This is a genomic window from Algoriphagus locisalis, from assembly GCF_900116615.1.
GTDB lineage: Bacteria > Bacteroidota > Bacteroidia > Cytophagales > Cyclobacteriaceae > Algoriphagus > Algoriphagus locisalis.
Map to the genome: position 1 here is coordinate 162,436 of NZ_FPBF01000008.1, position 18,774 is coordinate 181,209.

General features: G+C 41.1%; 18 protein-coding genes. 11 read left to right on the plus strand and 7 right to left on the minus strand.

All coding sequences use genetic code 11. The features are described 5' to 3' along the window. Nucleotides 1–91: 91 nt before the first annotated feature. Nucleotides 92–1,120: a thiamine-phosphate kinase gene (gene thiL, locus BM386_RS19890; RefSeq protein ID WP_091697425.1), complete on the minus strand. Its 1,029-nt coding sequence runs from the start codon at nucleotides 1,118–1,120 to the stop codon at nucleotides 92–94. Nucleotides 1,121–1,357: 237 nt separating this feature from the next. After that, on the minus strand, nucleotides 1,358–1,756 hold the full coding sequence (gene mce / locus BM386_RS19895) for a methylmalonyl-CoA epimerase (protein WP_091697427.1): 399 nt from the start codon (nucleotides 1,754–1,756) through the stop codon (nucleotides 1,358–1,360). A 90-nt stretch (nucleotides 1,757–1,846) separates the two neighbouring features. On the opposite strand from mce, the gene BM386_RS19900 reads away from it, so the two are divergent. From BM386_RS19900 to BM386_RS19920, 5 genes are all read left to right on the plus strand, one after another. After that, nucleotides 1,847–2,173 carry a HesB/IscA family protein gene (locus tag BM386_RS19900; protein WP_091697428.1) on the plus strand — a complete coding sequence of 109 codons (327 nt, stop codon included), beginning with the start codon at nucleotides 1,847–1,849 and terminating at the stop codon, nucleotides 2,171–2,173. A 107-nt stretch (nucleotides 2,174–2,280) separates the two neighbouring features. Continuing rightward, nucleotides 2,281–3,375 (plus strand): glycine cleavage system aminomethyltransferase GcvT, encoded by a 1,095-nt coding sequence (gcvT, locus tag BM386_RS19905; protein ID WP_091697430.1) that lies wholly within the window; start codon nucleotides 2,281–2,283, stop codon nucleotides 3,373–3,375. Further along, nucleotides 3,376–4,089: a 2-phosphosulfolactate phosphatase gene (locus BM386_RS19910; protein ID WP_091697431.1), complete on the plus strand. Its 714-nt coding sequence runs from the start codon at nucleotides 3,376–3,378 to the stop codon at nucleotides 4,087–4,089. 185 nt (nucleotides 4,090–4,274) lie between these two features. Further along, the gene (locus BM386_RS19915; protein ID WP_211482935.1) at nucleotides 4,275–5,753 is read left to right on the plus strand and encodes an alpha-amylase; all 1,479 of its coding nucleotides are present in this window, start codon (nucleotides 4,275–4,277) and stop codon (nucleotides 5,751–5,753) included. A gap of 118 nt (nucleotides 5,754–5,871) precedes the next feature. Further along, nucleotides 5,872–7,344 carry a sulfatase gene (locus BM386_RS19920; RefSeq protein WP_091697433.1) on the plus strand — a complete coding sequence of 491 codons (1,473 nt, stop codon included), beginning with the start codon at nucleotides 5,872–5,874 and terminating at the stop codon, nucleotides 7,342–7,344. Nucleotides 7,345–7,352: 8 nt separating this feature from the next. On the opposite strand, the gene BM386_RS19925 is transcribed toward BM386_RS19920, so the two are convergent. Further along, nucleotides 7,353–7,691, minus strand: a complete 339-nt coding sequence (locus tag BM386_RS19925; protein ID WP_170857137.1) for a nucleotide pyrophosphohydrolase — start codon at nucleotides 7,689–7,691, stop codon at nucleotides 7,353–7,355. A gap of 156 nt (nucleotides 7,692–7,847) precedes the next feature. On the opposite strand from BM386_RS19925, the gene BM386_RS19930 reads away from it, so the two are divergent. The 3 genes from BM386_RS19930 (at nucleotide 7,848) to BM386_RS19940 (ending at nucleotide 11,076) form a co-directional block, all read left to right on the plus strand. Continuing rightward, nucleotides 7,848–8,945 carry a VanZ family protein gene (locus BM386_RS19930; protein WP_091697434.1) on the plus strand — a complete coding sequence of 366 codons (1,098 nt, stop codon included), beginning with the start codon at nucleotides 7,848–7,850 and terminating at the stop codon, nucleotides 8,943–8,945. A 137-nt stretch (nucleotides 8,946–9,082) separates the two neighbouring features. Beyond that, nucleotides 9,083–10,642, plus strand: coding sequence for a M81 family metallopeptidase (locus tag BM386_RS19935; RefSeq protein ID WP_091697436.1), 1,560 nt, complete (start codon nucleotides 9,083–9,085; stop codon nucleotides 10,640–10,642). Between the two features lie 56 nt (nucleotides 10,643–10,698). After that, the gene (locus tag BM386_RS19940) at nucleotides 10,699–11,076 is read left to right on the plus strand and encodes an iron chaperone (RefSeq protein WP_244545580.1); all 378 of its coding nucleotides are present in this window, start codon (nucleotides 10,699–10,701) and stop codon (nucleotides 11,074–11,076) included. Between the two features lie 120 nt (nucleotides 11,077–11,196). Here the strand turns inward: BM386_RS19940 and BM386_RS19945 are convergent, their stop codons facing one another. Continuing rightward, complete coding sequence (locus BM386_RS19945; RefSeq protein WP_091697437.1) at nucleotides 11,197–12,462, minus strand: aminotransferase class V-fold PLP-dependent enzyme; 1,266 nt, start codon at nucleotides 12,460–12,462, stop codon at nucleotides 11,197–11,199. Between the two features lie 319 nt (nucleotides 12,463–12,781). Here BM386_RS19945 and BM386_RS19950 point away from each other — a divergent pair, with 319 nt between their 5' ends. The 3 genes from BM386_RS19950 (at nucleotide 12,782) to BM386_RS19960 (ending at nucleotide 16,053) form a co-directional block, all read left to right on the plus strand. Then, on the plus strand, nucleotides 12,782–13,066 hold the full coding sequence (locus BM386_RS19950; RefSeq protein ID WP_091697439.1) for an RNA polymerase alpha subunit C-terminal domain-containing protein: 285 nt from the start codon (nucleotides 12,782–12,784) through the stop codon (nucleotides 13,064–13,066). Nucleotides 13,067–13,112: 46 nt separating this feature from the next. Then, complete coding sequence (locus BM386_RS19955) at nucleotides 13,113–14,672, plus strand: hypothetical protein (RefSeq protein ID WP_244545581.1); 1,560 nt, start codon at nucleotides 13,113–13,115, stop codon at nucleotides 14,670–14,672. A gap of 244 nt (nucleotides 14,673–14,916) precedes the next feature. After that, nucleotides 14,917–16,053, plus strand: a complete 1,137-nt coding sequence (locus BM386_RS19960; protein ID WP_091697440.1) for an ATP-binding protein — start codon at nucleotides 14,917–14,919, stop codon at nucleotides 16,051–16,053. A 9-nt stretch (nucleotides 16,054–16,062) separates the two neighbouring features. Here BM386_RS19960 and BM386_RS19965 read toward each other — a convergent pair whose 3' ends face one another. From BM386_RS19965 to BM386_RS19975, 3 genes are all read right to left on the minus strand, one after another. Then, on the minus strand, nucleotides 16,063–17,532 hold the full coding sequence (locus BM386_RS19965) for an ATP-binding cassette domain-containing protein (protein WP_342029152.1): 1,470 nt from the start codon (nucleotides 17,530–17,532) through the stop codon (nucleotides 16,063–16,065). 72 nt (nucleotides 17,533–17,604) lie between these two features. Next, on the minus strand, nucleotides 17,605–18,057 hold the full coding sequence (dtd, locus tag BM386_RS19970) for a D-aminoacyl-tRNA deacylase (RefSeq protein ID WP_091697443.1): 453 nt from the start codon (nucleotides 18,055–18,057) through the stop codon (nucleotides 17,605–17,607). Beyond that, the gene (locus BM386_RS19975) at nucleotides 18,054–18,773 is read right to left on the minus strand and encodes an NAD-dependent epimerase/dehydratase family protein (protein ID WP_091697445.1); all 720 of its coding nucleotides are present in this window, start codon (nucleotides 18,771–18,773) and stop codon (nucleotides 18,054–18,056) included. The genes dtd and BM386_RS19975 overlap by 4 nt, the downstream gene beginning before the upstream one ends. Nucleotide 18,774: the final 1 nt, after the last annotated feature.

Consider the following 18,774-nt stretch of genomic DNA (forward strand, 5'->3'; position numbering starts at 1 on the left):
ATTTTGAAGAGGTTTTTGCTTTTTTAATAAGGTCCAAGCCCGCCTGGCGTCGGACAGGTCCGAAGACTTTGGGCCAAGAGTTACGGTTGATTCAAAAATGCTTCCAACCCTGTGCTTTGATTTGTACGGCAGTTCCACTTTTCGTTACTAAGAACTTACCTTCTTCTGATTTGGTGATATGACCGATGAAGTGGATATCCGGATGCTTTTCCAGCTTCGCAAAGTCCTTCTGATCAATCGTGAAAAGCAATTCATAATCTTCTCCTCCATTCATCACGCAGGTAATCGGATCGAGATTCAATTCGACAGCAGTATCGAAAGTTTGCTTATCTATTGGCAACTTATCTTCATAGATCGTCGCTCCTACTCCAGATGCTTTGCAGATATGGAAAATCTCCGAAGCCAAACCGTCAGAAATATCCATCATACTGGTAGGCACGACTTCCATCTCTCGAAGTTCATGGATAATATCCACACGAGCATCTGGCTTCAATTGCCGAGCAGTCACCAAGGTGTATTTCCCTAAGTCAGGCTTCATTTCTGGATTGGCTAGAAAAACTTCCTTTTCACGCTCCAAAATCTGCAACCCGACCAAAGCTGCTCCTAAATCCCCAGTCACACAAAGAATATCATTTTCTTTGGCCCCGGATCTATAGGAAATTTGCCCTGGCTTAGCTTCTCCGATAGCAGTAACCGAAATTACCAGACCACTTCTGGAAGCCGTGGTATCACCCCCAATCAAATCCACACCGTAATGCTCACATGCCGCATGAATACCTTCATAGAGCGCATCAATAGCTTCTACTGAGAATCTGTTGGATAGTGCGATACTTACAGTGATCTGCTTAGGAACTGCATTCATAGCCGCCACGTCGGACACATTCACTGCCACAGCTTTGAAACCCAAGTGAGGTAGAGGCGCATAGGAAAGATCGAAATGAACTCCTTCTACCAATAAATCAGTAGTCACAACTTTGACCATGTCTCCAGCTTCAATCACTGCAGCATCGTCACCAATACCCTTTAATGTGCTGGAATTTTTAATTATTACTTTCTCATTCAAGTGATCGATCAAACCGAACTCACCCAAATCGCTTATTTCTGTTCTCTTTTCTGACATAATATTGATAACCTCCCGCCAAGGCGCAAAGGCGCTATTTTAAAATTCTATTATCTTTTTAGGCAAATCCTGAAATTGGGATTTACGAAGTACGATTTACGAGAGGCACAGTAGAGTCGATGTCTTTTACTAACCTTACCACCTTTCATCTTTCCAACCTTACAACACAAAACCTGCGTTATGCTGAATTTTTCAATCTTCCAATATTTCAATAAAGGATATCGAATAATGAAGTATCTAAATCTCCTGACACAACTCAATCAAAACACTATTAGTGCTTCGAGGGTGCAAAAATACCACTAATTTATTGTCTGCACCCAGTTTTGGCGTTTCATTCAGGATTTCGAACCCTTCTGCTTTCAATCGCTCAACTTCAGCATTGATATCTTCCACATCAAATGCTATATGATGAACTCCTTCTGACTTTTTTTCCAGGTATTTGGCAATCGGGCTACTTTCATCAGTTGCCTGAAGCAGTTCCACTTTCGTTTCCCCAACCTGAAAAAATGAAGTAGCTACTTTCTCTCCATCCACTTCCTCGGTTTTAAAGTGCTTTTTTCCCAGCAGCTTGGCGAAAAGCTCATTGGATTTCTCCAGATCCTTCACTGCTATGCCTATATGCTCGATTTTCCTCATGTTTAAATTTGCTATATTTGCACTGAATCTTTTTGGGCAAACGGATGTTTTCCCAATACTTCAACTTAAGACAAAGTAATAAATAAAGATATGATAATCGTTTCTGACAAAGCCAAAGAGCGCATCCTGGAGCTCAAAAAAGAGGAAGGACGCGCAGAAAATGAGAATATTCGCGTTTCAGTGAAAGGTGGCGGCTGCTCAGGTCTAATGTACGACTTGGGGTTTGATGGCGCTCAAGTGGAAACTGACCACGTATTTGAAGATAAAGGAGTGAAAATTCTAGTGGACCGAAAAAGTTTACTTTATTTAGCAGGAACTACACTGGAATTCACAGACGGACTAAATGGAAAAGGCTTCCAATTCGTCAATCCAAACGCGAGCAGAACTTGCGGCTGCGGAGAAAGCTTCTCTGTATAAGCGTTAAATCTTGATAATCATTGAAAGGCAACCTGATCAGGTTGCCTTTTTTAGTGCATTTTTCGCCTCAATCCTTACCTTTGCCCACTAGAAAATTAACCCAGATTATGGAAGAGCAAATCAAAAAAATCCAACTCAATGACTTGCACGTTGCCCTTGGTGGTAAGATGGTGCCTTTTGCAGGATATAACATGCCTGTACGCTACAGTTCTGATAATGAAGAGCACCTTTGCGTGAGGAATGGCGTTGGCGTTTTTGATGTGTCCCATATGGGTGAATTTATGGTAGAAGGCCCTGAGGCGCTCAACCTGATCCAAAAAGTAACTTCCAACGATGCTTCCAAAATCGTCAATGGACAAGCGCAGTATTCTTGCTTTCCCAACGAAATAGGTGGAATAGTTGATGACTTGATAGTTTACAAATTTGAAGATGATAAGTATATGCTCGTAGTCAATGCTTCCAACATTGATAAGGATTGGGATTGGGTAAATAAGCATAATACTATGGGCGCTAAGCTCACCAATATCTCTGATGGGATCTCTCTTTTTGCAATCCAAGGCCCAAAAGCAATCGAAGCAGTACAGGCCTTGACTCCTGTGAATCTATCTGAAATAAAATTCTATCATTTCACCGTTGGTGAATTTGCTGGAGTTCAGGATGTCATCATATCTGGAACTGGCTATACCGGAGCTGGAGGATTTGAAATCTACGTGAAAAACGAAGATGCAGAGAAAGTTTGGAACGCTGTGTTCGAAGCTGGTAAAGACTTTGATATCAAGCCAATCGGTCTAGGTGCAAGAGATACGCTCAGAATGGAAATGGGTTATTGTCTCTATGGAAATGACATCACTGACACCACTTCTCCCCTTGAAGCTGGACTAGGCTGGATCACCAAATTCACCAAAGACTTCACCAATTCCGAAGCTTTAAAAGCTCAAAAAGAAACTGGAGTTTCCAAGAAATTAGTTGGCTTTATCATGCAGGAAAGAGGTATTCCAAGAGGACATTATCCTATTGTGGATGCTGCTGGAGAAGTGATCGGAGAAGTGACTTCAGGCACTCAATCCCCAAGCATGGGAGTTGGTATTGGCTTGGGATATGTGAAAACTGATTTCAGCAAAGCTGGAACTGAAATTTTCATCCAAGTAAGAAACAAGAACCTTAAAGCGCAGGTGGAAAAACTTCCACTTTTGAAAAAATAAATGCAACAAGTAGAAATCTGTTTCAGCCCAGACTTGATTCAACTGCACGAATTGCAGGGCAAAATTGTGGTCGTAGTCGATATATTTCGCGCTACCTCCACTATGGTCGCAGCTTTGGCAAATGGAATCTCGGAAATAAAAACCTGTGCTGATCTTGAAGAGTGTAGAACCATGGCATCTTCAGGCTATTTGATTGCCGGAGAGAGAAATGGAATTAAAGCAGAAGGTTTTCAATTAGGAAATTCACCTTTAGCCTATCTTTCTGGCGATTATCATAACCAAAAGCTGGCGATGACTACCACTAATGGCACATTGGCAATTTCAAAATCTGCTGGAGCTGACGAGATTCTGATTGGCGCTTTTCCAAATCTTCAAGCCACTGTAAGCTACATCCAATCCCGTGATAAAGATGTACTTATTCATTGTGCTGGCTGGAAAGCCAAATTCAACCTGGAAGATTCCCTTTATGCGGGAGCTTTGGTAAAAGCACTCGAAGCAACTCATGAGGCTGAAGATGACGGTGCAATTGCGATGAAGTCGCTATTTGAAAAAGAAGGCCACGATCTGAAAGGATTTCTTTCTCAGGCTTCCCATGCCAAGCGACTGCAAAATCACAACATAGATTCTGATATTGATTTTTGTCTTACACTCGATCTTTTTTCTCTTGTGGGAAAAGTAGAAAATGAAACATTAGTAGCTGTGGAGAATTGGTAAAACTTCTCTTCATCATTTTAAAAAACCTTCAAAAACCCGATAGAAATCCTATCGGGTTTTGATGTTTTTAAGGGCTATTTCTCCCCATTTTGAATCACAAAATCCCGCTTAAAAATAGTTTAAACCATCTTTAGAATTTGGCGTTTACCGTTTAATCTAAACCACTAACTAAGCAACTTTTAATTATGAAAAACGGAACAATGATGCAATTTTTCCATTGGTATTCCCCGGAAGACACACTATGGAAAGAAGTAAAAGAAAAAGCGGAATATCTGGGAAACCTTGGCATTACCAGCGTTTGGCTACCGCCAGCATCTAAAGGCGAAAGAGGAGGAATGAGTACAGGATATGACACATACGACCTATTTGATCTGGGAGAGTTCGATCAAAAAGGATCTGTACGGACAAAATACGGTACCAAGGATGAATTCATAGAAGCAACCCAAGCCTTACATGATAGAGGAGTGCAGGTGATAGTAGATTTTGTATTCAATCACAAAACAGGAGGTGATGAATCCGAACTCATGCAAGTAGTGAAGGTGAATGAAGAAAATAGGCTTGAAAACCTCTCAGAGCCCTACGAAATCGAGTCATTTACCCGCTTTACTTTTCCAGGAAGAAATGGCAAATACTCTGATTTCATCTGGGACAAGCATTGCTTCAGCGGAGTGGATTATGACCATCGCAATCAGGAACACGGTGTATTCAATCTAATGAGCGAGTATGGCGATGATTGGGAGGAAATGATAGATGATGAAAAGGGAAATTATGACTTCCTGATGTTTTGTGACATTGAATTTAGAAACCCAGCTGTCCGTGATGAGCTTCTCAAACATGCTACTTGGCTGCATGAGCTAACCTATTACGATGGCGTCAGACTGGATGCAGTGAAGCACATTCCTCCACATTATTTTAAGGACTTCCTTTACTTACTTCGAGAGCGTACTGGCAAAGATATTTTCGCAGTAGGTGAATACTGGGCTCCAGGTAATTTGGAATTATTGACAAGATATCTGGAAGCCACAGATGGAACCATGAGTCTTTTCGATTCAGCCTTACACCATAGTTTGCATCACGCTTCCAACTCAGGAAGTGATTATGACCTGCGGAAAATATTTGAAAATTCACTTGTCGCAAATAGTCCTGAGCTGGCAGTAACCTTAGTGGACAATCATGACACGCAACCACTACAATCACTGGAAGCACCGGTGGAATCTTGGTTTAAACCTTTGGCTTATGCTCTGATTTTGCTTCGCAAAGATGGTTATCCATGTGTCTTTTATCCCGATCTTTTTGGTGCCAGCTATTGGGACAAAGGGGAAGACGGACAAGACTATGAGATATTTATCAATCGGGTGGACGAATTAGAACCTATGCTCTATGCCAGAAAGGACTTTGCATTTGGTACGCAACGCGATTACTTCGAAAGTGCCAATGCCATCGGCTGGACTAGAGAGGGTGATGAAGAACACAGCGGTTGCGCCGTGGTTTTGTCAAATGGGGATGGAGCTACCATTTCTATGGAGATCGGGACTCGTTATGCTGGAAAAAGCTTCAAAGATATGCTGGGTAAAATCCAGGATGAAGTCTGGGTAAACGACTCCGGTTGGGCAGAATTCCACTGCACTCCAGGCTCAGTATCTGTCTGGACTGAAGTGAATTAAATTCTCGTGAGCTGACCGTAATTGTCAGCTCATTTCTTTTAATTGAATAACAACATCTCAGGAATATTTTTAATAGTAGAACAATCGGCCTAGATTAACTGTCTGAAATAACCCTTCCATGAAATTTAAGTTTTTCAAACCCACATTCTTATTCTTGTTTTTTACATGCAGCACTTCTCTTGGATTTGCACAATCAAATAAACCTAATGTGCTATTCATAGCAGTGGATGATTTGAGAGCAGAACTAGGCCATTTTGAAAATAGTGCGATCATTACTCCTAACCTTGACAGGCTAGCAGCTGAAGCCGTAAGTTTTACCAATCATTTTGTCCAAGTACCTACCTGCGGTGCTTCCCGTGCTGCTTTTCTCACAGGAAAAAGACCCAGGCGAACTGCTGAATTGGGTAACAACATCATGCAGGATGAATTCTCCACAAAACCTGAAACTGAAATACCTGAAACATTTGTCCATCACTTGAGAAGAAATGGTTACCACACAGTAGGAATAGGAAAAATATCTCACTCTGTCGATGGCTACGTCTATGGATACGAAGAGGAGGTTTCGGATAAAAAAGAACTGCCCTATAGCTGGGATGAGTTTTTATTTGACAGTGGAAAATGGGGAACAGGATGGAATGCTTTCTTTGGATTTGCTAATGGTGAAAACCGCCAAAGCATGAAAAAGCAGGTCAAACCTTACGAAGCTGGGGATGTGGATGACTTGGGATATCCTGACGGACTGACTACACAATTAGCAATCAAGAAGCTTCGGGAGCTGAAAGATCAGAAACAACCATTCTTTTTAGGAGTGGGCTTTTTCAAACCACATTTGCCTTTTACCTCTCCAAAAAAATATTGGGATCTGTACGAAGAAGACCAAATTCCTTTGCCAAAAAACCCAACAAAACCTCAAAATGTAGCTCGTCAAAGCTTACTAGAAAGTGGAGAGTTTAATCAATATGCTTTAGGTGAGGAAAAGGCGAGCTTGGATAATCAACTTTCTGATGACTATGCAAGAAAAATCAAGCATGCTTACTATGCGGCTACCAGCTATTCAGATGCACAGATTGGGTTGATTCTAGACGAGTTGAAGGCACTTGAATTGGATCAAAACACCATCGTGATCGTCTGGGGAGATCATGGCTGGCACCTGGGTGAGCAGCAAATTTGGGGCAAACATACGCTGTTTGAATATGCATTAAACTCAGCTCTAATCTTTAAAATACCAGGTTCAAAGCTTTCCAAAATTGACGATTCAATCGTTGAGTCCGTGGATATATACCCAACCTTAATGGAGTTATTGAGCATTGAAAGTCCAAATGGTTTGGATGGTGAAAGCTTTGCAGGGTTATTGAAATCGAAGGATTCTAAAGTGGGAAATGTTGCCTACTCATACTATCACAAAGGAATTTCCCTGCGCACTGATCGGTACCGATTAACAAAATATTTCAGAGATGCCGAGCCAACTATTGAGCTCTTTGACCATCAAAATGATCCGCTGGAATCCATTAATATCGCAGCAGAAAACCCTAAAATCGTAGCTGAATTAATGCCTTTGCTGGAAAATGGAAATACCGGATTATTCGACTGAATATATGTTTACTTTAACTTCTCATTATTCTTGTGTCGATCGATGTCTCGAATGTTCTTCTTTTCGAAGTTCTTCTTCATAGCCAAAGTTAAATCCACACCCGTCTGATTGGCAAGACATATGAGCACCCAAAGCACATCCGCCATTTCATCACCTAGATCTTTTCCTTTGTCTGATTCTTTGAAGGATTGCTCTCCATAGGTTCGGGACATGATTCTGGCTAATTCCCCTACTTCTTCCATCAGGACGGTCATATTGGTAAGTTCATTGAAATATCGGACTCCAACTGTTTTGATCCAATGATCGACTTGCTCCTGAGCTTCCTTTATGGTGATTTCGTCCTTCATAAATACTGGGTTGATTAGTTAAAATTAACAATCTATAAGAATGCAATTTGGCAAATGCTGAGTTAATAGGTTCGGTTCTTGTGTAAAAGCATTTTTAATTTTATGATAATCTTTAGCATTTCCATTTCGATTTAGTATTGAATTGACACAACTTTTATGGGTGATTATTTCGAAGCAATACGAACTGCAATTCTTTATTTTCCGCTTATTGCCTTATTAAGCATGGTTCCTTATGCGTTTATTCAGTATAGGAAAATTGGCTATGTGCAAATCAATAGAAGCTTGGTCTTCTACACGTTTGTATTCTATTCTATGGCGGCCTTTTTTCTGACCTTGTTACCATTGCCTGAGATCACACCGGATTTCTGTGAGGTAAGGTCAGGCAGATTTATTCCAAGCTATTTTCCCTTCCGCTTTGTAAAAGACACTTTTCGAGAAGTTCAGGGTAATATTTCTCTTTTCAGCATAGTGAAAAGCACCACTTTTAAGGTTACTGCTTTCAATGTATTGCTGCTGATGCCACTGGGCTTTTTTCTCAGGTATCTTTTCCAAGTGAGAAATGCAGCACTTGCAACTTTGATAGGATTCATCACTTCACTCTTTTTCGAAATCACACAGCTTACCTCAATTTATGGATTGTACCCTTGCAGATTTAGACATTTTGAAGTGGATGATTTGATCACAAATACGTTTGGATGCTACATCGGTTTTGTAATAGCTTCTTATGCAGTTTTTCTTCCAAACATATCCAGCAAGCCGCTTTTGAATCGCAGCAGTGTGACTTTGACTCAGCGATTTTTGGCGATTTTCCTGGATTCCTTACTTGTAATTCTTTTCACCTCCTACATTATTGAGGGACTAAGTGATAATATTTGGATCCTTTCAGCACTAAAAGTTGGGGTGATTTTCTTCTATTTTATTTTTGTCAGCAAAAAGACAAACGGACAGACTATAGGCAAAAAGCTCCTAGGTATTCGGATTATCAGAATGGATGGGCTACCATTGACCTACAAAGATCTTATCGCTCGATATGGCATCTTTTTGATATTGCCATTCTTGGTCGGAGAAGTATCGAAATTCCTTATTGATACGCGATTTGATGACAGGTTGTACCTATTCCTTTACTTCCTTTTCTTGGCAATATGGTTCGTTGGTACAGTTATGGTCACATTTATTAGAAAAGATCATCGTGGCTGGCTAGATAGATTTGCCCATACCACACAGGTGCTTGCTAAAAAGGAAGGGGGTAGATAAATCTTCTTTTTAAATTTTTTAGGGTTAATAAAAGACCATTTCTAAAAAATTTATGAAATGTTTCGCGATGTTAGTTTAAATTGAAAGCTGTTAATGGCATATGCCTTTTTCACTTGAAACAAAAACTAGCCATCGCTATGAGAAATTTTATCGCAGTACTTTTCACAATTTTAGTCAACCTTTCTTGCGCTCCAAAAGAGCAATCAAAACCGCTTCCTAGGATAGCCATCGCAGGATTGGCGATTGAATCCAGCACTTTTTCTCCAGCTACTAGTGACGTGGCTGCTTTCCGAACTAGAGAAGGCAAGGAAATTTTCAATTATTACCCATTTTTAGATTCTGCTTCGGAAGACCGAGGTAGAGCCGAATGGTTCCCCACTTTGCGTGGACATGCCATTCCAGGCGGAATCGTTACGAGAGAAGCCTATGAAGAGCTTGTGGGAAAGACTTTAGAAATGCTCAAAGAAAACCTGCCCTACGATGGGCTTTTCTTCGATATCCATGGAGCAATGAGTGTGGTAGGTTTGGATGATCCTGAGGGTGATTTTATAATCCGCGTTCGCGAGATAGTTGGGCCGGAAACTTTGATTTCCACGTCCATGGATTTACATGGGAATGTTTCTTGGAGATTGGCAGAAAACACAGATTTGATCACTTGCTACAGAATGGCTCCACATGAGGATGCTTTGGAGTCCAAACAGCGGGCAGTAGAAAATATGCTGGATCGCTTGGAAAGTGGCAAAGGAAAGCCTGCTTACAAAGCTTGGATTCCTGTTCCAATTTTGCTGCCTGGCGAAAAGACCAGTACGAGAATTGACCCAGGAAAAAGTCTCTATGCGAAAGTGGATCCTATGACCAAAAAAGAAGGTGTGATCGATGCAGCTATTTGGATTGGATATGCGTGGGCAGATGAACCAAGAAATCACGCAGTAGTAATGGTGACTGGCGATGACGAAAAAGCAGTAACTGAGTCTGCTGAGTCACTTGCCCAGAGCTTTTGGGATGTTAGAAACGAGTTTGAATTCGTGGCTCCAGTAGCTACTTTGGAAGAAAGTCTGGACATGGCAATCGCCAGCGACAAGAAGCCTTTCATGATATCTGATATGGGTGACAACCCAACCGCAGGTGGTGCTGGAGATGTTACTTGGACCTTAACCGAAATACTAAAGAGACCAGAATTCAAATCTGAAAATGGCCCTACTTTGATTTATGCTTCTATTCCAGGTCCTGAGTTTGTAGAGAAAGCATTGGCTGCAGGTGTAGGAGGAAAAGTAGAAGGAACAGCTGGAGCAGCAATCGATGATAGATTTGCTCCACCGGTAATGCTAAAAGGCACTGTGGAAGCAATCAAAGAAGGTGATGGTGCGGCTGAAGTTGAAGTCGTGGTGAAAGTAGGTTCTGTACACGTGATTGTGAGCAAAAAGCGCAAGCCATATCATAATGAAAGCGATTTCACAAACCTTGGATTGAAGCCAAGAGAAGCTGATATAGTAGTTGTGAAAATCGGGTATCTGGTACCTGAACTCTATGACATGAGAGCAGATTGGATTATGGCTTTGACTCCAGGCGGCGTAGATCAGGATTTAGAGCGACTAGGCTATAAGCGAATCAATCGCCCGATGTTTCCCTTGGATAAGGATATGGCAGAACCGGATTTGAAAGCTAAATTAGTACCTGCAGCTAATAAGCTCGACTGATATGTAATGGAAGAAAAGTCTTAAATCTTGTGTCTAACGTCTAAAATCTCAAGAGTATGATGAACGCAAAACCATCTTCTGTAGAGGAATATCTTAGCTGGTGCTCCCCCGAAGTAAAAGAAAAGCTCCAACAGATGCGTGAGACAATCCAGAAAGCCATTCCGAAATCAAAAGAGGTCATCAGCTACAGTATGCCTGCTTACAGAACCACAGAAGTGTTGGTTTACTTTGCAGCTGCGAAAAAACACATTGGCTTTTATCCGACTAACAGCGGTGTAAGTGAATTTAAAACTGAGCTTAAGAATTACGTAACTTCCAAGGGGGCGATCCAATTCCACTTGGATAAACCATTGCCACTTGAGCTGATTGCTGCCATTTGCCAGTTCCGATATTTGGAAGCCGAGGTAAAAGCGGATCACAAAAAGAAAAAATAATCGTGAATTAGAACTTTATAAACGGAGAGGAAAGTGAAACTTTAGCAAAATGCAAGTTGCGTACATCTGCATCCTTTTCAGCGGTCATTTGCGGGGATCATATCTCCTTTCGGAAAAAGCTTATCCCAAAACTCTTTCAGTAGCTTCTAGAAAACTGTCGATTTCAGCCTTGCTGTTATAAATATGAGTTGAAATACGAATAGCGTCCAACTTGCTTTCAGGAACTTGACGGATTCGAAACCCTTCCTTGCTGATCAAAGTAGCAGCTTTTTGATAGTTCATGTTCTTCGGTTTAATAGTAACCATGCTAATTCGAGAGGCTGCTTCACTGGAAGTCAACACATCTAATTGAGACCTCATTTCAGCAAGACCATCAAAAAGATATTGATTCAATTCCCTAATTCTGGCCTCTATTTTTCCCTTCCCTATTTCCTTATGGAAATCAGCAGCTGCCAGTGCTCCCCGCATCATAGGCAAACTTTGGCTCCCATAATCAAAGCGATGGGCAGTAGGAACATAGCCTTTCAACTCTGGTGGGTTTTGATACATATCCCAGCCTAAATCAGAATACGCCCCAACTTGGTAGGCTTGAACTTGTTCCAAAATTTCCTCTCGAACGTATAAAAATCCTGTTCCATTTGGACCTAACATCCATTTGTGATAGCTGCTTGCATACAAATCACAGCCCAAATCGTGAAGGTTCAGATCAAAAGTTCCAGCTCCATGTGCTCCATCTATGGCTGTGAATATCCCTTTGCTTCTCGCAAACCCTGAAATTTCTTTTATTGGAAAAACCAATCCAGTCGTGCAGGTGATATGGGGAATGGCGATGACTTTCGTTTTGGAAGTCACCAGAGATTTGATCAGATCTAAGTTCTCCTCTTGCGTAGGTTTAGGTTCAAAAGGCTTCAAGACGACACCATTCAGTTTCGCTCGATTCAGCCAGGGCAACGCATTTCCCACATGCTCATGAAGAGTGATAATCACCTCATCCCCTGCTTTCAGCGGTAGTCCCCAGCACATGATATTTATTCCTTCCGTAGTATTATGAGTAAGTGAAATCTCGGAGGTTTTGATTCCGACGAATTCAGCCAACTTCTCCCGTTCAGGTCCAATATGACCATATTCTCCAGAAGTATTTGTTTCTACAAAAGAGCTTTGCAATGAATCCAAAACCACTTGTGGAGAGGGTCCAAAAGTTCCGTTATTTAGATACACCCGGTTGTCCTTCAGCGGAAACTTCTTTCGCACATCATCCCAAAACTCCTCTCCCTGCAACGTGTGATTAATGGTTTTCGAACGCGGTGCTGGAGGATTAAATGAAACCAATCCTGGAATAGCTATTCCGGCACTTAGTTTTTGAATAAATGATCTTCTACTGTTCATAAGGTTTGTGGCTGTCTTATGAGTTAGAAAATGATCACGAAAAAATCAATTGAAATAATACCAATAAGTCAAAAAATAGGTTGATCGGAGAATAAAGCTACGGCTAATAAATACGGCTATATCCTAAAAAGCTGATGATTTTCTTATACCAAAGTCCAGATTTGCAAATCGAACTCTTCAGCAGTATGAATAATTACCGTATCGATTAGGCCTATTCCACAATCCCAAAGCTTATGATCCTTCGAGAAAAAACTGGCTTGATAGATTAAACCATACTATTTCATTTAGATTGTTATTTTTAAAGAGAAATTTTACTTTCATGACTCTAAAAATATGCGAAAAGGGCCACCAATTCTTTAAAACAAGCGATTGTCCCACCTGCCCCATTTGCGAAAAAGAGCGAAAACCTACCACAGGATTTATGGCTAAACTTTCCGCTCCGGCACGAAGAGCTCTTGAATCAAAGCAAATTTATAGTGTAGATAAACTATCCACATTTACCGAAAAAGAGATTCTATCACTTCACGGTATGGGAAAAAGCTCCATTCCTAAATTGAAAGCCGCATTGGAGGAAAAGGGATTAGCTTTCAAAAACGTGGATTAAATTGCATCTTAGTCCCTCATTGCAATTAATCACCCCAGTAATAAACATGTTCCATTTAATCCTAGCACTACTTTTTATCTCAGCACCTGAAGGCTCGCTTCCAAATTTTCAAAATGAGATAGCAAACCAAAATCCAGTTAGAAAAGAAGTCAAGTACAGTGATTTTGGTGCCAAAGGAGATGGCAAAACCGACGACATAGAGGCTATCGTGGCAGCTCATAAATTTGCCAATGGACATCAATTACCGGTAAAAGCTGAAGATGGTGCCACTTACTACATCAGTGGAAAAGACCTTTCAGCGATTATCCAGACCGATACCGACTTTGGCACTGCAAATTTCATCATAGATGACAGAGCCGTAGAAAACCGAAACTCACCCGTATTTCTAGTCCGATCAGGCTTAGCACCTTACCCGGTAAAAGGTGTAAACTCTCTGAAAAGAAATCAAAAGAAAATCGATTTTCAATTGCCTGGCCCATTATTAATTACGGTGACAGACTCGACCACAAAGCGATACATCCGAATGGGATTAAACCAAAACAACGGAGCTGCTCAAACCGATATTTTCCTGGTTGACAAAAATGGAAATGTGGATAAAAATGCGCCCATCATCTGGGACTTTGATCAGATTACAGAAATCACCGCCTTACCAATTGATGAAATTCCTCTAAAAATCACTGGTGGCAGATTTACGACCATTGCGAATCAGGAAGACGCCACTTATAAGTATTACCAGCGAAATATCGCCATCAAGAGATCAAATGTAATTGTAGATGGTTTGGAACATCGCATTACAGGCGAGGGTGAATTTGGATCTCCCTACGGAGGGTTTCTGGCCATAAGTACCTGTACCAATGTGACTGTACAGAATACCGTACTGACGGGACATAGAATTTATAAAAAGATAGGCAATGCAGGAAAGCCCGTCTCCATGGGTACTTATGACATCATCGTGAATCGCGCCTTGAATGTATCCTTTATCAATTGCAGCCAAACCAATGACATCAACGATAGCTCCTTTTGGGGAATTATGGGATCGAATTTCAGCAAGAATCTGCTCTTCGATAAGTGCTCTTTTTCCCGATTTGATGCCCACATGGGCGTGGCCAATGCAACCATCCGAAATTCCACACTTGGACACATGGGGATCAACGCTATTGGTACTGGAACATTCATCGTGGAAAATTCAGAAATCAGAGGAAGAAGCCTAATCAACCTTCGCTCAGATTATGGTAGTACCTGGGAAGGAAAACTCATTATCAGAAACTGCACATTTGTTCCCAATGGTGGAAAAACATACAGCGCCTCCTTGATCAATGGCTTCAATTCCGGACAGCATGACTTTGGCTACACCTGCTATATGCCGGAGCAAATCATCATTGAAAACCTCAAAATCGATGACTCCAATCATCCTGAAAAGTACAAAGGCCCAGCAATCTTTGGGAATTTCAATCCTGATAGAACAGATGATTCTTACAAAGAAAAATACCCTTATGTCCTTACCAAAGAAGTGACTCTGAAGAATGTGACTACTTCGATCGGAAAAGAATTGAGAATTAGTGAGAATGAGGTGATGTTTGAGGGGATTAAAATTGTAAGAAATTAACCCACTTCAACTACTACTTTCCTGCAATAATTTAAAGTAGTACATCAGGCTTTGTGTCAGCAAAGGCAGTCCTATTTAACCAATTTTTAATCGACCATTCACACCAAAGCCCCATAATAAGACCTAATTTTTCGATTGTAATCGAATATTTAGGCCTAATTTTTCGATTACAATCGAAATATTTAGCTTATTTTTTCGATTAACTATTGAGAATTGATAGATTTAAGGAGCTAAAATCAATAAAATGATTTCCAGAGATCTCTGTCAAACGATAATAAATGCCTGTTCCCAAGGAAAGGTAATTCTGTTACTAGGTGCACGACAAGTAGGCAAGACAACTTTACTTCGGGAAGTCATAAAACAGACCCAAGTTCCCTATTCTTGGTTTAATGCCGATGAGGCTGATATCTTACAGGCATTTGACTCAGCTGTTACAAGCACCCAATTACTGCAACTTATTGGCAAAGACAAGAGGTTGGTCTTTATTGACGAAGCCCAACAAATACCTGATATAGGAAGGAAGCTCAAATTAATCTACGACACCCGACCAGATATACAGGTTATTGCCACAGGTTCCTCTGCTTTTGACCTTCAAGATCAAACTGCGGAACCTTTAACTGGAAGGAAAAAGACTTTCCATTTGTACCCCGTGAGTTTCAAAGAAACTGTCCAATCCTCATCAGTATTGGAAGCAAAGCGGTTGCTAGACACAAGACTCACTTATGGACTGTATCCCGAAGTGCTTAATAACCCCGGTCATGAAAAGGAAATCCTCGTGGAAATTGCCCAAAGCTATTTGTATAAAGACGTCTTGCAGCTCGATTATATCCGAAAGCCTAACCATATAGAAAAGTTGTTGAAGGCACTTGCTTTTCAAGTGGGCTCAGAAGTCTCTTATAATGAACTTGCTCAAACCATCGGAAATATTGATACTGCCACGGTAGAAAAATACCTTGATCTGCTAGAAAAGGCTTTTGTCATCTTCAAACTCCCTGCCTTTAGCCGAAATTTGAGAAACGAAATCAAAAAAGGTAAAAAATATTACTTCGCAGACAACGGTATCCGAAATGTATTGATCAGCAATTTCACTCTTCCGGAAATGCGTCAAGACAAAGGTGCCCTGTGGGAAAATTTTCTGATTTCAGAACGATTAAAAACCAATGCATACCAGGGCAGATTTGCTAACACCTACTTTTGGCGTACACATGACCAAGCGGAAATAGATTATTTAGAAGAAACCGACGGTATCTTAAAGGCATATGAATTCAAATGGAAAGAAAGAAAAGTCAGGTTCCCATCTTCTTTTCTTGAAGCTTATCCCAACAATGAAACTTCGATAATCTCAAGAGAAAATTTTGAAGGTTTTGTAGGACTATCATAATTCATCTCCCTAATCCAACTCCATCACCTTCCCGACCGCCTCAGGCACGTCCTCAGCATAATGACTAACATAAACCAAAGTTATGGCACTTCGTTCGCAGATTTGCTGCACTGTTTCTTTAAAAAGTCTCCTCTGAAATTCATCCATGCCCTGAGAAGCCTCATCTAAGATCAAAAGTTTAGGTTGCTTGATCAGCGCACGGGCTAGCAAAGTCCAGCGTTGGTTTTCCAGTGAAAGTCGGTTGATGGGAATATTCTCTACAGCCTCTAGATGAAACAATGTCATCCATTCCCGAGCTAAATTCTCTTGTTCCGCACTCACCTTTTTGAATAAGCCCATGGTATCAAAAAGTCCCGAAAGAATCACTTTTCTACAGGTTTGGTTCGCAGGAAAAAATCGGCTAAGCTCGGGAGCTACAAAACCAGTAGGCCGCTTCACATCCCAGATACTTTCCCCAGTTCCGCGCTTTCGTCCAAAGAGCCAGAGGTTCTGAGAATAAGCTTGAGGATTTTCCCCAATCAGCAAACTGATCAACGTAGATTTCCCAGACCCATTTGCACCTTTCAGCAGCCAGCGCTCACCCGATCCCACTTCCCAGTTCAGGTTCTTTAGAATTTGCTTTTCCCCATATTTGATTGATAAGTTTTCAAGGCGAATTACCTCATCATTCTCATTTGGCCTTTTTGGCAAAAGAGAATCTAGTAACTCCCAATCGTAGGAAAGCTTCTGTTCATGCTTGGCAGTCAAATGAAAGTCAGCCACCTCCCAACTCTTCTCGATTCCTTTTCCACTTAACTTGGCAACATGTGTGATTCCTTCCGGAATTTCATTTGCCGAAGTGGTCAATAGGACTTGCACTCCTTTCGAAATAACAACCTTCAAAATCTCTCCAAACTCTGCCCTGCTTTTCACATCCAAACCTGTCATTGGCTGATCCATCAGGTAAATTCTCGGCTGCCTCATCAGCCCCAAGCCCAATGCAAGCCTACGGGTTTCCCCATTCGAAAGCAAAAGAACAGACTTGTCCAGCAAGTGCTCCAGATGCAGCAATTCAGATACATTTTTCAAAGTCCACGGTCCAGATACTTTCGGGTTCACCTCCAGTAAATATTCTCTAACTGTAGCGGTGTCATTTGACTCTGAGGAGTTGAATCGCTGCTGGAAATAGAAGTTTTGTTGATTGGATTTATTGCGAATTTCGTAGCGCTGAGAAACGTAGGCAATCAGATCTCGGAAAGAGTTGATTTCACCGGAGCTGGTTTTCTCCCCAGTATATCCCTTGGCAAAAGGACGAACGATCTCACCAGTTGGAATTACAGAATTCCCTCGAATAGTCTCAATGAATGCAGTCATATCCGCTCCTGAAGTACCAATGATCGCCCAGTTTTGGCTTTTCTCCCAATTAAAATTCAGAGACTCGAAAACTTGTTTTCCCTTGGTAACAACTTTGGCGGATGAGATATTTATGAGGGATTGCAAAATGTGGGGATTAAAAGATTACAAAATTGGATGAATGTGTCCGCTATGAAGGATTGAAAACTGAGTAATTATTTACACCCTATTCTTGCTATCAATGACGATAGTGACTGGCCCATCGTTTACTAAAGCCACTTTCATATCAGCTCCGAATTCACCGGTTCCAATGGCTTTACCAAGTTCCAATTCCAAGGCTACAATCATTTTCTCATACATAGGAATAGCAATATCTGGCTTGGCCGCTTTGATATATGAAGGACGGTTGCCTTTTTTAGTACTTGCATGAAGTGTAAACTGAGAGATCAGCAAAATCTCTCCAGCTATATCTAAAAGGCTTTTATTCATCACCACATTTTCATCTGGAAAAATTCTCAGGTTTGTGATTTTCTTGGAAAGCCAGCTGATGTCCTCATCCGTGTCAGCCTCCTCTATTCCCAGCAAAATCATCAATCCTCTTCCTATTTCGGCTTTGACTTGTCCATCAATTTTTACATAGGCTTCGGATACTCGCTGGATAACTACTATCATTTGCTTAGATCTTGCATTTCTCCAGAGGAGATAATTTCTATAGAATTTGATTTTTGCCCCAGCGAAGTTTTTACTAGCGCTTTAGCTACTTGGTAGTCGTAAATCGGGCGGATGTTTTTAAACAATTTCAACCATACGAGAGGCTTCATGAGGATGGTCGCCACCTGCTCACCCAAGCGGAATTCATGTCTGTTCCCCAATAATAGAGATGGTCTGAATAACCCCAGATAATCAAATCCAACTGATTTCAAGTCACTTTCTGTTTTGCCTTTGGTTTGGCTGTAAAAAATGGATGAACCCGCATCTGCACCAGAAGAAGAAACATAAAGAAATTTAGATGCACCCAGGGTCTTAGCCCACTTCGCAAATTCAATTACCAAATCATGATCAATGGAAAAAAACTTCTCCTTGGAACCTGCTTGCTTGATTGTGGTTCCTAATGAGGAAAAAGCATGTATTTCAGCAGTTTTATTTCCAATAGCATCTATCAGAGGAAAATATTCTCCACTCAAACTCTGTGAGGATATTTTACCTTCCCAATCCCAAGAGTCAATTTTCGCCATATCGCCTTCAATCTGTACAAGCTTCTGCTGCTTAATGGCCAACTTCCTTCGACCAACGCTCAGTACATAATCGTAGTCTTCACTTTTAAAAAGCTGGTGAAGAATAGCCTTGCCTACAAGACCGGAACCTCCGGATATCAGTGCGATTCGCATA

Bases quoted from the DNA above. Each gene is read 5' to 3' on its own strand.
- BM386_RS19915 (WP_211482935.1), top strand. From the start codon at position 4,275: ATGAAAAACGGAACAATGATGCAATTTTTCCATTGGTATTCCCCGGAA.
- BM386_RS19960 (WP_091697440.1), top strand. From the start codon at position 14,917: ATGATTTCCAGAGATCTCTGTCAAACGATAATAAATGCCTGTTCCCAA.
- BM386_RS19975 (WP_091697445.1), bottom strand. From the start codon at position 18,773: ATGCGAATCGCACTGATATCCGGAGGTTCCGGTCTTGTAGGCAAGGCT.
- BM386_RS19930 (WP_091697434.1), top strand. From the start codon at position 7,848: ATGGGTGATTATTTCGAAGCAATACGAACTGCAATTCTTTATTTTCCG.
- BM386_RS19910 (WP_091697431.1), top strand. From the start codon at position 3,376: ATGCAACAAGTAGAAATCTGTTTCAGCCCAGACTTGATTCAACTGCAC.
- dtd (WP_091697443.1), bottom strand. From the start codon at position 18,057: ATGATAGTAGTTATCCAGCGAGTATCCGAAGCCTATGTAAAAATTGAT.
- BM386_RS19950 (WP_091697439.1), top strand. From the start codon at position 12,782: ATGACTCTAAAAATATGCGAAAAGGGCCACCAATTCTTTAAAACAAGC.
- gcvT (WP_091697430.1), top strand. From the start codon at position 2,281: ATGGAAGAGCAAATCAAAAAAATCCAACTCAATGACTTGCACGTTGCC.
- BM386_RS19940 (WP_244545580.1), top strand. From the start codon at position 10,699: ATGATGAACGCAAAACCATCTTCTGTAGAGGAATATCTTAGCTGGTGC.
- thiL (WP_091697425.1), bottom strand. From the start codon at position 1,120: ATGTCAGAAAAGAGAACAGAAATAAGCGATTTGGGTGAGTTCGGTTTG.
- BM386_RS19945 (WP_091697437.1), bottom strand. From the start codon at position 12,462: ATGAACAGTAGAAGATCATTTATTCAAAAACTAAGTGCCGGAATAGCT.
- mce (WP_091697427.1), bottom strand. From the start codon at position 1,756: ATGAGGAAAATCGAGCATATAGGCATAGCAGTGAAGGATCTGGAGAAA.
- BM386_RS19900 (WP_091697428.1), top strand. From the start codon at position 1,847: ATGATAATCGTTTCTGACAAAGCCAAAGAGCGCATCCTGGAGCTCAAA.
- BM386_RS19920 (WP_091697433.1), top strand. From the start codon at position 5,872: ATGAAATTTAAGTTTTTCAAACCCACATTCTTATTCTTGTTTTTTACA.
- BM386_RS19955 (WP_244545581.1), top strand. From the start codon at position 13,113: ATGTTCCATTTAATCCTAGCACTACTTTTTATCTCAGCACCTGAAGGC.
- BM386_RS19935 (WP_091697436.1), top strand. From the start codon at position 9,083: ATGAGAAATTTTATCGCAGTACTTTTCACAATTTTAGTCAACCTTTCT.
- BM386_RS19925 (WP_170857137.1), bottom strand. From the start codon at position 7,691: ATGAAGGACGAAATCACCATAAAGGAAGCTCAGGAGCAAGTCGATCAT.